Annotated in this window: 12 protein-coding genes and 1 pseudogene; 2 read left to right on the top strand and 11 right to left on the bottom strand. The window is 53.1% G+C overall.

All coding sequences use genetic code 11. The features are described 5' to 3' along the window. Positions 1-11 precede the first annotated feature (11 nt). From X474_RS27015 to X474_RS08550, 4 genes are all read right to left on the bottom strand, one after another. Positions 12-1,355 carry a xanthine dehydrogenase family protein molybdopterin-binding subunit gene (locus tag X474_RS27015; RefSeq protein WP_197282030.1) on the bottom strand — a complete coding sequence of 448 codons (1,344 nt, stop codon included), beginning with the start codon at positions 1,353-1,355 and terminating at the stop codon, positions 12-14. Beyond that, positions 1,352-1,849: a (2Fe-2S)-binding protein gene (locus X474_RS08565; RefSeq protein WP_044348144.1), complete on the bottom strand. Its 498-nt coding sequence runs from the start codon at positions 1,847-1,849 to the stop codon at positions 1,352-1,354. Before X474_RS08565 ends, X474_RS27015 begins: the two co-directional genes overlap by 4 nt. A 29-nt stretch (positions 1,850-1,878) precedes the next feature. Next, positions 1,879-2,745, bottom strand: a complete 867-nt coding sequence (locus X474_RS08560) for an FAD binding domain-containing protein (RefSeq protein WP_044348143.1) — start codon at positions 2,743-2,745, stop codon at positions 1,879-1,881. Between the two features lie 398 nt (positions 2,746-3,143). Continuing rightward, positions 3,144-4,103 carry a radical SAM protein gene (locus X474_RS08550; protein ID WP_082464242.1) on the bottom strand — a complete coding sequence of 320 codons (960 nt, stop codon included), beginning with the start codon at positions 4,101-4,103 and terminating at the stop codon, positions 3,144-3,146. Between the two features lie 169 nt (positions 4,104-4,272). Here X474_RS08550 and X474_RS08545 point away from each other — a divergent pair, with 169 nt between their 5' ends. Beyond that, a complete protein-coding gene (locus X474_RS08545) occupies positions 4,273-5,991 on the top strand; it encodes a glycoside hydrolase family 57 protein (protein ID WP_044348401.1) in 1,719 nt (572 codons plus the stop codon). 389 nt (positions 5,992-6,380) lie between these two features. On the opposite strand, the gene X474_RS08540 is transcribed toward X474_RS08545, so the two are convergent. From X474_RS08540 to X474_RS27655, 6 genes and pseudogenes are all read right to left on the bottom strand, one after another. Continuing rightward, complete coding sequence (locus tag X474_RS08540; protein ID WP_044348140.1) at positions 6,381-7,340, bottom strand: thiamine pyrophosphate-dependent enzyme; 960 nt, start codon at positions 7,338-7,340, stop codon at positions 6,381-6,383. Beyond that, on the bottom strand, positions 7,337-8,512 hold the full coding sequence (porA, locus tag X474_RS08535; RefSeq protein ID WP_044348138.1) for a pyruvate ferredoxin oxidoreductase: 1,176 nt from the start codon (positions 8,510-8,512) through the stop codon (positions 7,337-7,339). The genes X474_RS08540 and porA overlap by 4 nt, the downstream gene beginning before the upstream one ends. Next, positions 8,509-8,814: a 4Fe-4S binding protein gene (locus tag X474_RS08530; protein ID WP_044348136.1), complete on the bottom strand. Its 306-nt coding sequence runs from the start codon at positions 8,812-8,814 to the stop codon at positions 8,509-8,511. The genes porA and X474_RS08530 overlap by 4 nt, the downstream gene beginning before the upstream one ends. 4 nt (positions 8,815-8,818) lie before the next feature. Continuing rightward, on the bottom strand, positions 8,819-9,367 hold the full coding sequence (locus tag X474_RS08525) for a 2-oxoacid:acceptor oxidoreductase family protein (protein WP_044348134.1): 549 nt from the start codon (positions 9,365-9,367) through the stop codon (positions 8,819-8,821). A 172-nt stretch (positions 9,368-9,539) separates the two neighbouring features. Next, positions 9,540-10,262: a Bax inhibitor-1/YccA family protein gene (locus X474_RS08520; protein ID WP_044348133.1), complete on the bottom strand. Its 723-nt coding sequence runs from the start codon at positions 10,260-10,262 to the stop codon at positions 9,540-9,542. Positions 10,263-10,655: 393 nt separating this feature from the next. Further along, positions 10,656-10,847 (bottom strand): annotated as a pseudogene (locus tag X474_RS27655) (hypothetical protein); the annotation flags it as partial. A gap of 529 nt (positions 10,848-11,376) precedes the next feature. Between X474_RS27655 and X474_RS08515 the strand changes: the two are divergent. Continuing rightward, on the top strand, positions 11,377-12,234 hold the full coding sequence (locus tag X474_RS08515; protein ID WP_156360686.1) for an HDOD domain-containing protein: 858 nt from the start codon (positions 11,377-11,379) through the stop codon (positions 12,232-12,234). Positions 12,235-12,250: 16 nt separating this feature from the next. Here the strand turns inward: X474_RS08515 and X474_RS08510 are convergent, their stop codons facing one another. Next, positions 12,251-14,230: a sensor domain-containing diguanylate cyclase gene (locus X474_RS08510; RefSeq protein ID WP_197282029.1), complete on the bottom strand. Its 1,980-nt coding sequence runs from the start codon at positions 14,228-14,230 to the stop codon at positions 12,251-12,253. Between the last annotated feature and the right edge of the window lie 454 nt (positions 14,231-14,684).

Raw genomic sequence — 14,684 nt, 5'->3', positions numbered from 1 at the left:
CAGGCCCCTTTTTATGGTCCCCTGGTTTTCAAAGGCCCCCTCATGTCCCAGCCGATGCTTTCCGCTCCCCGGCGTATGCATTCGGCCAGCTCGGTGGTGCCGCATTCATAGGGAAGGCACCAGGGGTCGCCGGTCTTCATGATGTTTTTGAGGCGCAGCTCCAAGGGGTCCATGCCGAGTTTTTCGGCCATCTTATCCACGGTTCTTTCCAACGCCAGGTTGCCCTGGGGGTTGCCAAAGCCGCGCATGGCCCCGCCGGGGGTGCAGTTGGTGTATACGCTGTGGCCAAAATAGCGCTGGTTGGGGATGCGGTAGATGGCCAGGGTCATGGCCCCCAAGACCCCGGGCAGCTCCGCCCCAAAGCTGCAATAAGCGCCTGTGGAAAGAGCCGCCTTAAGGTCCAGCGCCTGGAAGGCTCCGCCTTCCGAGGCCCCCAGGCGGACTGTGACATAGCCGGGATGCCTGGTGTCCGAGGAAGTGAAATCTTCTTGCCTGGTATAGACCATCTTAACCGGGCGTCCGGCTTTTTGGGCCAGGGCCACGGCGATGGGCTCGGCCTTGGCCGAAAGGCCTATGCGCACCCCAAAGCCGCCGCCCAGATGCGGCGGAGCCAGCACCCTTATTTTGCTGGCCGGGGTGTCAAAGATTTTGGAGAGAATGGCCCTGGAGGGGTGGGGCGTCTGGGTGGTTGACCAGACAGTGATCTTGCCGTTGCCCGAAATCTGCGCCACCGCGGCCTGGGTCTCCATCTGCACCTGCTTCTGCACCGGCAGTTTGTAAGCGTATTCCACCACATGATCGCTTTGGGCCAGGCCCTCTTCCACATCGCCCAAGGCGATGCGGATTATCTCGCCGGGTATGTTTTTCCCTTCCGGAGTCACACCCTTTTCTCCGTGCAATTCCGGGGCGCTTTCTTCCTGGGCTTCCAAGGGGTCATAAACAGTGGGAAGGGGCTCGTATTCAACCTCGATCAGTTTAACGGCTTGTTCGGCCATGGCCTCTGTGTCGGCCGCCACGGCCGCCACCTCGTCCCCCACATAGCGGACCACATTGTCAAAGATGTATTGATCAAGCACCCTCTCCAGGTTTGGAGTGGTGGTGAACATGGGCACCGAGGTGTTGAATATGTTTCTGGGGGTGTTCTCGTGGCTTACAACAGCCCGCACCCCTTTGAGCTTCTCCGCCTTTTCCGTGTTTATACTTTTTATGCGGGCATGGGGCACAGGGCTTCTCAGCACCTTGGCGTGGAGCATGCCGGGTAGTTGTATGTCGGTTGTAAAAAGACCTCTGCCTGTGGTTTTGTCAACTGCGTCTGTCTTGCGCACGCTTTTGCCGACAACCTTGAACTCTCTCATGCCCGCCCCTCCCTTTTTTCCGAAGCCCGGATCATTTCAGCCGCACGATTAACAGCTTCTACAATCATGAGATATCCTGTGCAACGGCAGATATTCCCGCTGATGGCTTCTTTGATTTCTTCCTTTTTGGGTGAGGAGTTTTTATCCAGCAGGGCCTTGGCGCTAATGATCATTCCGGGTGTGCAGAACCCGCACTGCACAGCGCCATTGTCCATAAAGGCTTCCTGAATGGGGTGGCAGGTATTTTTTTCGCCTATGCCTTCCACCGTCTGAACCACCTGCCCCTGGACCTTCATAATAGGCACCAGGCAGGAATTCACGGCATTTCCGTTCAGTATCACGCTGCAAGCCCCGCAATCGCCCTGCCTGCAACCGATTTTGGTTCCGGTCAGAAGAAAATGATCCCTTAAGACATCCACCAGCAGCTCGGAAGGAGCCGCCATTAATTCAACTTCCTCATTATTAAGAGTGAATTTGATTTTGGTTTTTTCCATATTGCTACTCCTTGTATTGTCTCAGGGAATTAGGCGCGGGCCAAGGAAACGGCCTGATCAAGGGCCCGCCTGGCAAATACCGGCAGCACCTGGGTCCTGTATTCCCTGCTGCCCCGGATGGGGCTGGAGCGGAAGTTGGCACTTTTGGCGACCAGCCGCGCCGCTTCTTCCGTGTTCTCGAAAGTGGCCGGCTTGCCGATTAAAAAATCTTGAGCCTCTTGGGCCAGCTGGGGGCCGGGCCCCACCGGAGCCACAGCAATGCGCACCTCTTCCACCAGATCCTGTTTTAGTCCCAGGAACACGGCCAGGTTCAGCATCGGCAGGGAAAGGGCCTTGCGGGCCTCCATGCGGATGTAAGTAGAGGACTGGCCTTTTTTCAGTTTAGGCACTTTTATGTGGGTGAGGACCTGACTGGTGCTGTCCACACTGGACTTCAGGACACCGGCATACATTTCAGGCATGGAAAATTCCCTGGTGCCCTGGGGGGTGGCAACCAGACAGGTTGCGCCCATGGCGGTCAGGGGGACCGTTGAGTCTGCCGCCGGATTGGCTGAGACCACATTTCCGGCAAGCGTGCCGATATTCCTTATCTGCAAAGAACCCACCGCCCGACAGGCCTGGGCCAGGGACGGGGCGTACTGCTTTACCAGCGGCGACGTAACCGCCTGGGTAAAGGTCACATTGGCCCCGATGATAAGGTCTTCGTTTTCTTCTGTGATTTTGCCAAGCTCGCTGATGCTGCCCAGGTCCACCCAGGCTTGGGCGGTTTTTTTACCCTGAGCCTGTTCAATTACAAGATCCGTTCCGCCTGCGATAATGCGGGCCGATCCTTGTTTTTCCTTGAGATAGGCCAGGGCCTCGTCAACAGATTCGGGTAAGAAATAGTCTTGAATCATGCTCCATACCCCTTGGTGGTGTGGTTTTCTGAAGTGAAAATTCCTAAACCGGCTTGATGGGTTTTAATGCGGGAGGAGAGGAGCGTTTCCATTAAGCCTTGCCGCCCGGACTTGGCCAGGCTGTTTTCAAGGCGCTCCTTTGGCCGGGCAAGGCCCTGACCGCCAGCTCCCTTACCGAAATACATTGAAAGAAGCGTGCCAAGGAGTTAAATCCGGAAAAACTTCGTAGATAATGGGAGATATGTGGAAATTTCTCTGGCCGGGGAATCGGGGAAAAGTATGCAGAAAGTTATAATTAGAGCGCTTGATTTATTAACACGTTGTAAATATTTATAAAATTAAAATATATAATTTTTGTTATCTTTGCATTGAGTTATAGGCATTTTGCCCACTTTGGATCATGGCTTATGAAATCTGGGGAAATGCCGGGCCCTGACTGAGCCCAGTCCTTGGATATAACCGTTTTCAATACCGTTTTCCTCTAAAGCCTTTACCGCCTGTTCATATTCCTCTTCTATGAGGCTGCGTTCCAGGCCTTTGGTTTCGCAGGCTTTGTACATGGGGCGATACTGGCTCATAAGGCTGACCCAGATATCCTTGCCCCCCAGTTTCCTCAAATCCGCCAGCACCTCAGGTGACTGGGAAAGGCCGTTAGGCAACACCAGGTGCCTGACCAGGACGCCTTTTCGGGCCACTCCCTTTTCATCTAATTGCAGGCTTCCGGCCTGGGCTATCATCTCGACGAGGGACCGGCGGCAGTTCTCCACATAAGCTTCCGCATTGGAGAGCCTTTTGGCCGCCGGTTCGTGGAAATATTTGTAATCCGGCATGTAGATTTCAATTAAGCCTTTCAAGCGGCGTATGGTCGCCGGCCTTTCGTAACCGGAGGTGTTGTAAACCACGGGCAGGTTGCAGCCGTTTTCACGGGCAAGGGCCAGGGCTTCCAGGATCACGGCCAGGTGGGGCGTGGGGGTTACCAGGTTAAGGTTATGGGCCCCTTTTAAACTGAGTTCCAGGAAAACCGCGGCCAGATCCTTGGCGTCCATGGGTTCGCCCCAACCGCCCTGGCTGATCTCGTGATTCTGGCAGAAGCGGCAACTCAAGGTGCAGCCGCTGAAAAACACCGTACCCGAACCCCGGCTGCCGCTGATGGCGGGCTCTTCCCCAAAGTGCAGTTGGGCCGTATTTACCAGGGCCTTGTCCCCGATTTTGCAAAAACCCTTTTCACCTTTGGTGCGGTCCACTTTGCAGGCCCTGGGGCAGATCACACAGGAGGTAAGCCATTTTTTCAGGATAGCCGCAGCCCGCCTCAGGTCCTCGGGGCGGGAGAGGTTTTGGTTCTTCTTCTCAGGCTGCATCGGCCTCTTTCTCTTTTCAAAATGGGTTTTGAAAATCTGTTTTATTACTTTTTAAAAACATAGTTCAACTCAAAACAACCGGCGGTAGTTCAACCTGCTCTGGAATGTGCTATAAAGGAAATTAATGTATTATCGTGCCCTTTCCTTAAATGATCCAGGGAGAAAAAACATGGCGCAATCTTTAGGCAGCTTTTCTTTTGTACTGCACAGCCATCTCCCCTATGTGTTGAACCATGGTAGATGGCCCCATGGTACAGACTGGCTGCATGAGGCGGCTTTGGGCTGCTATTTACCTCTCTTGCGTACGATCATGAAGCTTGATGCAAAGGGGATTCGTTCCGGAGTCACCTTGGGAGTGTCCCCGGTTTTGGCAGAACAACTGGCCGATCCCAGCTTTCATCTGGAGTTCAGGGAGTACCTGAAGGTGCGTTTGGATTATGCACGGCAGAACCAGCGGGAGTTTATCGACCAGGGGCAGGAGGAAATGGCCGAACTGGCCCAGTTCTGGCTGGACCACATAAAAGGGGTCAGGGAGTTTTATGAAGACACTCTGGGACGCGACATATTGGGTGGTTTCCGGAAATTGGCTCAAAAAAAGACTCTGGAACTCATGACCTGCGCCGCCACCCATGGTTATTTCCCCCTTTTAAGCACAGACGCCTCCTTGCGTTTGCAGACCGCCCAGGCGGTTCGCACCCATGAAAGGCACTTCGGAGAAAAGCCCGTGGGTATGTGGCTGCCGGAATGCGCCTATCGTCCTTCCTATGACTGGGCTCCACCGAATTCCAGGAAAAAACCAATTCCCAGAAAGGGAGTGGAGGAGATCCTGGCCGAGTTTGGCATAAGGTTTTTCATAACCGACTCCCATATGCTTGAAGGCGGTGAGGCCATAGGCACTTATCTTGACCGCTTCAAGGCCTTGCGCGGTTTGTGGGAGCGCTATGAGAAAGGCGCTTTGCCAAAGGAAAAACAGGCCGACCGCTCCACCTGCTTTTCATATTGGGTGGCCTCCCGTGAAAAACAAGACGCCGTGGCAGCCGTGTTTGCCAGGGACCCAGAGACCGCCCTGACCGTATGGTCCGCCGAGGTGGGTTATCCAGGGGACGGTTGGTACCTGGATTTTCATAAGAAACATTTCCCGGGCGGGCTTAAATATTGGCGGGTTACCAAGGCCAAGAGTGATCTGGCGGAAAAGGAAGTCTATGAGCCCTGGCGCATAGAGGATCGTTTAAATGAGAACGCAGATCATTTTGTGAGTGTGGTCAAAAAAAGGCTCAAGGCCCATTTAAAGGCGGCAGGCAAACCCGGCCACGTAACCGCGCCTTTTGACACCGAGCTTTTTGGCCATTGGTGGTTTGAGGGGCCGAGGTTTTTGGAAAAGGTCCTGAATCGTCTCTCAGGCGACCCGGATATTGAGCTGATTTCCTGCGGGGAAAAGCTTCGAAACGATCCCCCCCGCGAGGTGATAAGCCTGCCTGAGGGGTCCTGGGGCCAGGGAGGTTTCCATTGGATCTGGCTCAATGAGGATACTGAGTGGACTTGGCCCAAGATCTATGAATGCGAGAAGATTCTGGGGAAATTGAAACGCCTGGCCAAGGAGCCAAAGGGCGTTTTGAAAAAAGCCCTGGACCAGGCGGCCCGGGAGCTTTTACTGCTACAGGCCAGCGACTGGCAGTTTCTGATCAGCACCTGGTCTGCCAGGGATTATGCCGAACTTCGTTTCTCAGAGCATTACAGCGCCTTTAAACGCTTGGCCAAGATTGTAAGCTCCCTAAGTGAGGGCAAGCAGGTCGGCCAGGGAGATCTCTTCTTTTTAGAGGAGATAAGTCAAAGGGACAGTCTGTTCCCTGATCTTGATTTAAATGACTGGCGTGACAAGGGCTCATAGACCTCTCCCTGAAGTCTTCGCAAGGTTAATACGTAACTTGGAAAATTTAACCGGCCAACACCCCTTGACTGACAACCGTTGAGGGGTGTTGGCCGGGCAAGAGCAATCCTGTACGCCGAAAGTTGTATTGGTTGGGGAAATTGTTTTTAAGGCTCAAATTAGAAACCCCGCACGCCGTCTGGCTTACCGAGGTAAAAACAAACGACGCACGGGGGTGGGGGGCTTTCTGAGGGATTTCAGACAATTAGTCTGTCTCCCAGTATCTCTATTAACCAAGTTGTCTCACTATTTATAAGACACGACCACTTGTGCTAACAGTTTTCATTCTACAATGCGGGTTGCCCCTTGACAAGTGCAACCCGCATTGTTTTTTAATTTTTTTTGACCAGCTAGTCTTCCGGATTAGTGGCTTTGACCAGGGCTTTCAGCCTGTTCCAGTCGGCATCCACTTTTTCCTGGATGTATGCAAAGTCTTCGTCGGTCAAGTGCGCAAAACGTTTTTGCTTTTTCATGTATTCCTTGACCGGCAAGGGCTTTTTCACGTCCCGGTTCAATACGTATCTGCCGTCGATCACCTCATAGAGGGGGAAGATGCGGGCCTGAACCACCTGACGGGCGGTCTCAACCGAGATATCCGGGGCGCAGCGCCAGCCTGTGGGGCAGGGCGCAAACACATGCAGGTAAGCCGGGCCGGGCACGGTCACGGCCTTGCGGACCTTGTTCATAAGGTCCATATGGAAGGCCGGGCTGGCGGTGGCCACGTAAGGCATGTCGTGGGCCGCGGCGATCATGGGCATGTTCTTTTTCCAGCTGAACTGGCCCTTTGACTTGGCCCCCGGAGGTGAAGTTGTGGTCATGGCGCCGTAGGGCGTGGAGCTGGAGCGCTGCACGCCGGTATTCATGTAGGCCTCGTTGTCCAGGCAGACATAGGTGAAGTTGTGCCCGCGCTCAATGGCGCCGCTTAAGGCCTGAATTCCGATATCGGCGGTTCCGCCGTCACCGGCAAAAGCCATGATCTTGGCGCCGTCGTCTTTGATCCGGCCTTTCCTGATCAGGGCTTTGCGGCCGGCTTCCACGCCGCTGGCCACGGAGGCCGCGTTTTCAAAGGCCACGTGGATCCAGGGGCACTCCCAGGCGGTCTGGGGATAAGGTGAGGAAATAATCTCCATGCAGCCTGTGGCGCTGACGGCGATGAGCTCTTTGCCCACGGCCTTTGCGATCATGCGCAGGGCCAGCACTTCACCGCAGCCCTGGCAGGCGCGGTGTCCCTTGGAGAGAGGCTCATCCAAGGGCAGGTTCTTGGGAGACAGCTTCTTGAAATTTTCGAGAGCGGCGGTTGCTGTTTTCATTCTTTCACCCCCACCATCTCACAGGTCATGGTGGCGCCCGAGGCCTGGCCCTGGGCGGCTTTCTCGGCCATCATTCTGAAGTCGGCCCTGGTGACGTCGCGTCCACTGAGTCCGGCCACGAAGTTGGCCACATAGGTGTCTTTGCCTCTGCTGTGCAGCAGGGCTTTCAGCTCGGTGCCCACCGGGCCACTGTCACTGCCGGGCTGAAGCGCCCGGTCGACCACGGCCAGGGCCTTGGCGCCTTTGATGGCTTCCAGGAAGTCATCGGCCGGGAAGGGCCTCCACAGGCGGATGCGCACCAGGCCTACCTTCTGACCGGCTTCACGCATCTGGTCCACGGCCATCATGGCGGTTTCGCCGATGGAGCCCATGGTCACCAGAAGGGTTTCTGCATCTTCGGTCTTGTAGGTCTCAATGGGGTTGTAGGAACGGCCGAACTGTTTGGCAAAGCCTTCCCAATGCTCCTTGATCACCTCGTAGGAGTTGTCCAGGGCGTCCATGCAGGCTTTCCTGGCCTCGGTGTAGATCTCCGGCACGCCAACCGTTCCCATGCTGATGGGGTTGGCTATATCGAGCATCTGTTGAGGCTCAAAGGCGGGCAGATAGGCGTCCGCTTCGGCCTGGTCGGGCATCATGATGGGCTCGATCACGTGCGTCAGGGTGAATCCGTCCATGTTGACGGCCACCGGCAGGCAGACTCTCTTGTCCTCGGCCACCTTAAAGGCGTGCAGGGTGAGGTCCAACACTTCCTGTCCGTTCTCGGCAAAGGTCTGAATCCAGCCGCTGTCGCGCTCGGCCATGATGTCGCTGTGGTCGTTCCAGATGCTGATGGGGCCGGAGAGCGACCGGTTGGCCACCGCCATGACAATGGGCAGACGCAAGGCCGGGGCGATAAACACGATTTCGTGCATCAGAGCCAGGCCCTGGGAGGCGGTGCTGGTAAAGGTGCGGGCGCCGGCCGCAGAGGAGCCGATGCAGGCGCTCATGGCGCTGTGCTCGCTCTCCACAGGCACGAATTCGGCGTCCAGATGGCCGTCCGCCACCAACTCGGACAGATGCTCAACAATGTGAGTCTGGGGAGTGATGGGGTAGGCCGCGATGACGTCCACGTTGGCCAGTTTGACGGCTTCGCTGCAGGCCAGCGAAACCTCAAGTCCCACTCGCTGGCTCATGCTGTTTCCTCCTCTTCTTTCCAAGAAATGGCGTCTTTGGGGCACTCGGTAATGCAAATGCCGCAGCCTTTGCAGTAGTAGGTGTCCCAAAGGTAAAAGCCTTCGGCGTCGGGATCGGGGGTGTAGCACATGTCGGGGCACATGATGTAACACATGCCGCATTTGATGCACTTTTCGCGATCTGTAACCGGGATTCTGGTGCTTCTCCAGTCCCCGGTGTTGAAGTCTTTGGCATTGCCCGGTGTAGTGACCGCACAACCCAAAGCCAGCTCTTTCCAGGATTGCATTCCTTCGTCAGCCATGGTTTTACTCCTCGATAACCGTCTCGGCAAAAGCCCGCTCGAGAGATTTCTGGTTCTTTTCGGCAATCTTGCCAAAACGATTTTTCAGGGGCTCTACCACGGATTCTTTATCCACCAGGGAAGCGGCCTTTAAAAGGGCGCCGAGCATGGTGGTGTTTGTGATGGGAACGCCCATCTCTTCTTCCGCAATTTTGGTGGCGTTGACCACTGCGGTGCGGCCGTTAAACCCACTGTCCTTTTTCACGTCATCCGCGGACTTGGGGCTGTTGGCTACCAGTGTGCCGCCTTCCTTAAGACCGTCTTTGACATTACCTCCGGCAACCAAGGCCGGGTCAAGCACTACTACGATATCAGGCTCGTAGATTTTTTCCCGCAGACGGATGGGTTCATCCGAAATGCGGAGGTAGGCCTGCAGCGGTGCGCCACGGCGTTCCGGTCCAAAGGAGGGGAATGCCTGGGCGTAGCGGCCCTCAGCAATGGCCGCCTGGGCCATCAGCTCACAGGAGGTCACTGCCCCCTGCCCGCCTCGGCCATGAAAGCGAACCTCAATCATGAGAATCTCCTTGGCGTTAGAGTGTGGCTTGAAAAAATGGCAAAAATCCAATTATATCGGGCAGATTAATCCATGTCAAACCACACTGAATTATATTCAGCAAAACTGTGCTGAATCCAAAACCACAGCCCGGTAAAAGGACGGGCGGCACCCGTCCTTTTTCCCGAACTTATTATCTTCTGTCGCCAAAAAGGCGCAGAAGTAACAGGAACAAGTTTATGAAATCCAGGTAAAGCTTCAGAGCTCCGAAGATGGCCATCTTGGAGACTGTGACCTCGTTGGCCGCCTGAAGCACCATGGCCCTTAAGGCCTGGGTGTCATAGGCGGTAAGGCCCACAAATATGCCTATGCCGACGATGCTTATGATCCATTCGATCATGGGGGAGCCGAAGAAGATGTTCACCACCGAAGCGATGATTATGCCGATCAACCCCATGAAGAGGAAGGATCCCCAACCTGAGAGATCCTTTTTGGTGGTGGAAGCCCAGATGCTCACCACTCCAAAGGTGCCGGCTGTAATCAAAAAGGTTTTGACAACGCTGGCCCCGGTATAGGCTAAAAGCACCAGCCCGATGGTTACACCGTTTAGGGCTGAATATGCAATGAAAAGCGTGGCCGCGGTCCCGACCTTAAAACGGGTGATGCCCGCGCTCAAGGCAAAGACCAAGGCGAACTCGCCTATAATCGCCCCCCAAAAGAGCATGGTGGGGCCTTCAGGGGTGAAAAAGAGGCTAATGGCCGCCGCTGAATTCATAATCCAAAAGGCCACTATGCCGCTTAGGGCCAGACCGCCTGCCATCCAGTTGTAGACCCGGCGCATGAATACATTGATCAGCTCAAGGGTGCGGTCGCTCGCCGCGGGTCCACTGGAGTAATTAGGGTACGCACGATCCATAGTTTTTTTGACTCCTGACAGGTAAGGCCGGTCAAACCACACCCTTTACCTGAAAGTAAAGGTATGACCGGCTGATATTTCCGCCCAAGGCATTGCTTGGGCATGCTTTTCAAAAACCTCGACTTCCTCCCGTGGAAGCCCCTTATCGGAGGTCGACTACCCTAAGATAGTGCCTTCCCCCCCTTGGGGTCAATACTTCACCTTAACAGGGTTTTGTTTTACTACAAAGTCTAAAAAATAAAACAATTTGGCTACATCTTTTTGTCTGCGGCTTCTATTTTGCACAGCCCAAAAAATGAGGTATGCTTAGGGCAACTATCCCTAAAAAGGCAGGTTAATGTCCTGTACTTTTCGGGGGTTTACCCTATACCTAAATAGTCTGAGATTCCCTTTTTACAATGCGCATGCACCGGCCGCGTCAGCCGCACCATACAGCTTGAGCCATTTAAAGATCCAAAAACCGCCAAGGTCAATATTGAGGCTGGGAGCATTTAAGATGATCCCCGGTTCATAGTAAACGGTTATCCCGTTTTGTTCGGTTTTAAAAAATCTTTTCAGCTGGTTTTCTTCCGGGGCCTTGGGCGCAACCTGCGCCGGTGTGCCGCCTCCTCAACCAACCGCAGGCCTGGGTCGGGTAATAGTCACCGTTCCACCGTTTTTCATTATCCATTCATGAGCCCTGGTCTCTATTTCGATTCGCATCAAAGATCCTCACTTTCTTTAGTTAAAGATGGGTCATACTTGTGGCTTGTCAAGCTAAGGGCTTTGAAAAAGTCCTTTATTGGGGATGAAATGGAAGGACCTTGATTTGGGTTTTCTTGAAATAAGGATTTTGGAATCGAATATTCTTTCGAATAAGCCTTTCTAATCCAATATTTACTGGATGGGTATTATTTGAGATCCTTTGTGTAATATCTTTTGGCGCGGGCCTTGCCTGGAGGCGGATAAGGGAAGGGGCGGGCTCACTCGCCTGCTCAAACGGGATAGTGATCGGTTTTATTTTAAATCTATGGCATTATAACCGGTAATATTCTTTTTTGGTCAGCCCTGGTTTTGTTGCCGGAAATACTTGAGGGTCTGGATCATTACCTGTAATGCGGCGGAGGCGGCCTTTATGGAGCAACATGAAATTTTAGCCAAGATGCGGTCTGTGATCGATGAGTTGCCCCAATTGCCCGGCAGCGTCAACCGGATCCTAAAAGTTTTGGAGGATCCAGAGGCCGGGGTCCGGAAAATCACAGAGGCTGTTATGCCTGATCCCGCCCTGACTACCAAGGTGCTGAAAGTGGCCAACTCCGCTTACTATGGCTTTTCCGCCACCATAGCCAGTGTAAGCCGCGCCGTGCCTCTTTTGGGCCTGGAGACAATCAAATCCCTGGCCCTTTCCCTGGGGGTGTTTGAGTCCATGGGGCGAGACCAAAAGGATTCGGAGCTTATTCCCAAAAATGAGCTGTGGCTCCACAGCCTGACCGTGGCCGATACTATGGTTGAGATGGCCAAGCGCCTTGACGTGGAAGCAGAATACCTTTTCATTATGGGTTTTTTACATGATGTGGGAAAGTTGGTCCTGGCCAGGTCTTTTCCGGATCTTTACAAAGAGTGCCTGGACCGGGCTTTTGAAGAGGGAAGGGACCTGAGCGAGATTGAACGTAAAATGATTCGTTTTGATCATGGCGAGGTTGGGGCCCTTTTGCTCACCAGGTGGAAGTTCCCCAAGGTGCTGGTCAATCCCGTGCGTTTCCATCACAAGGATAAACTGCCCTCAGGCCCGGATACGGTGGATGTGGCCATGGTCAGGGTGGCAGACGCCCTGGCCAACCGTCTGCTCCATGGAGAAGACCATCCCAAGAGCCGTATAAGACAGGCAGACCTTGATTATCTTGAGCTTCAACAGTCCGAACTGGAAAGTCTTTATGCCTATCAGAAAGAGGCCGAGGAAAAGGTTTCTTCTTGGTTGGCTGCTTTGAACTGAACTTTTTGGGCCTTTTTCAGGCGTTTTCCACCCGGTTACGCCCCTTGTTTTTAGCAAGGTAAAGTGCCTGGTCCGCCCGTTCCACCAAGTCTTCCGCTTTGTTATCACTCTGTTGCCATTGGGTGCACCCCACACTTACCGTGTAGTTTATGGCCTGGCCCTTAAAGGAAACAGTTTTCCGGGCTATGAGCCTGCGCAACCTTTGGGACATGTTTATGGCCTCTTGCAATTGAGTTTCCGGTAAACAGGCCACAAACTCCTCTCCGCCATAACGCCCGACAATATCTGTGTTTCTCATGCTTCGCACCAGGGTGTGGGCAAATTGCCTTAAGACTTCGTCCCCTGCCTGATGCCCGTAGGTGTCATTCACTGCCTTGAACTTGTCCAGATCAAAAATTAATAGTGAGAACGGCCTGTTATAACGTTTTGCCCTGGTTATTTCCTGCTCCATCATCTGGAAAAAACAGTGCCGGTTGAAAAGGTCGGTCAGACTGTCTTTGGTGGCGGCCTGCTCCAGTTTTTCCTGCAGGTATTTTTTATCTGTGATGTCTTCTTGCAGACCTATGAAATGGGTGATTTTGCCTTTAGCGTCCCTTATGGGGGAGATACTGGCCGAAGCCCAATAGGTGGTTCCGTCCTTTCTTTGGTTTTGAAATTCGCCGGACCAGTTTTTGCCCTCAGTTATGGTTTGCCAAAAGGCCGGGAAAATACTTCGATTGTTTTCATGGCTGGGAGGGGGAAGGGGACCCAATTCCAGGAGTTCAGCGCTACTGTAACCGGTCAATTGGGTGAAACGGGGGTTTATGTGGCTCACTAACCCGTTTTTGTCGGTTATTATCACCGCGGCAGAACTCTGTTCCAGACCGGCCGACATAAGTTTTAAAGTCGCCTCGGTTTCTTTCCGCAGGGTCTTGGCGGCGGCGGCCTGCCATATGACCAAGGCAAGTATAAAAAGCACCACCAACAGGAATAATAACCGCTTGGGGTTGCTGAAGGTGATAACGGAAAAGTCTACAAGGTGTTGTGGAATATAGGAAACCAGATGCCAACGGAGCATGTTTCTTTTGTGGTGGCTTGCGGAAAAAAAAGAGCCGCTTGAATTGTAGGAATTAGCCGGTCCTACTTCCCTCCAGGGGTAAATGGTTACAAAGGTGAAAATCCCTTGGCTGGTTTTTATCTGACCGCTTTGCTGTTTAGTGATTTTATTCCAGACATCGGGGCTGGTTTTGGCAAAGGTGATTTCCGAGTCGAACCTGAATCCGAACTCTAAATCTTTATTGGTGTGATTAAGCCAGTAGCCTTTTTGGTTCAAAATAAAATGCTGAATCCCTTTGTCGTTTTTTAAAAAGTTCTGGTACCGGTCCAGCATTCTGCGGGCGCGATAATTCAGAACCACAATCCCCTTTTTTTGACCCTTGCTGTCCACAACCGGGTTCGCCAGCCTCAGGAGCGGCATAAACGGTTCGTGAATGCGCCCGTGTTCCATTTTTAGGTCCAGGGGGGATATGTATATATCATCCGGCGGTATGGCCATGGCAATTTTAAAATAATATCGTGAAGCCTTGTTGGGCAATTGCTGCTCGGACATCAGGTGAGGGAGGCCCTGGTCATAGGTGACTTTGACAATCTCCTGGCCTGTTGAATTGATATAGCGGAGCTGGTCGTATATTTCCCGGTCCCTGGCAAAATAGGAAAAACGCAAGGAAAGCCTTTTTTGGGTCTGGGACGAGGGAAAATCAATAAAATCCCGCATGGTCTGGCTGGTGGCCAGAATCATGAGGTCGCGGGTTACAATTTCCAGATCCCGGACCATCATGGCGCGGGCATGGCGCATGGAGCTAATTTCCTGAGCCATTAACACAGATACCTGCTTGTCATGATCAGAAAGGTTTTGGTGTAAAAATCCGGACAAAATCAAAAGGGCGGTGACAAGGTAGAGCCCGACAAACTGGCTAAAGGTCTTTTTGAAAGAGACCCCCAGCCAGATTTTTTTCAAATTACGGCCTTTGTCTAGTATTGAGTGCGTGGCGCTGTTGGTCATGGAAAACAAAAACCATTCCTACTAACATGTGCGTTCCCTTGGGAAAAACCCAAACTCGCTAAACACAGTCCAGTGGATAGACGGGGTTGGGAAGAGACTGGATGTATTTTGCAGGAAGTAAACCCGCCTGATTTATTAAAATATATAAAATTAATGTTATACAGCCATTTAAAGCTGGTCAAATGTTGGTTTATATGGATTGTTTTTTTAGGGAAAAGGTAATGTGTTCAGGTTGTTGACAAACAGCCTGAATGCGGGACATGGACACACCCCTGAAAAATTTGCGATTTTTCGGGGACCCCGAATGACGGCCCGCCGAATTTTGGAGCTTTCTTGAGAGGAGTAATTCAGTCCACTTGTCAAAATCCAAGTTTTTGCCAAGCGGCCTCGGACAATGTCCAGGAGGGCT

It is taken from the genome of Dethiosulfatarculus sandiegensis, assembly GCF_000931935.2.
In the GTDB taxonomy this organism is placed as follows: Bacteria; Desulfobacterota; Desulfarculia; order Desulfarculales; family Desulfarculaceae; genus Dethiosulfatarculus; species Dethiosulfatarculus sandiegensis.
This window is presented reverse-complemented; position numbering and strand designations above follow the sequence as displayed.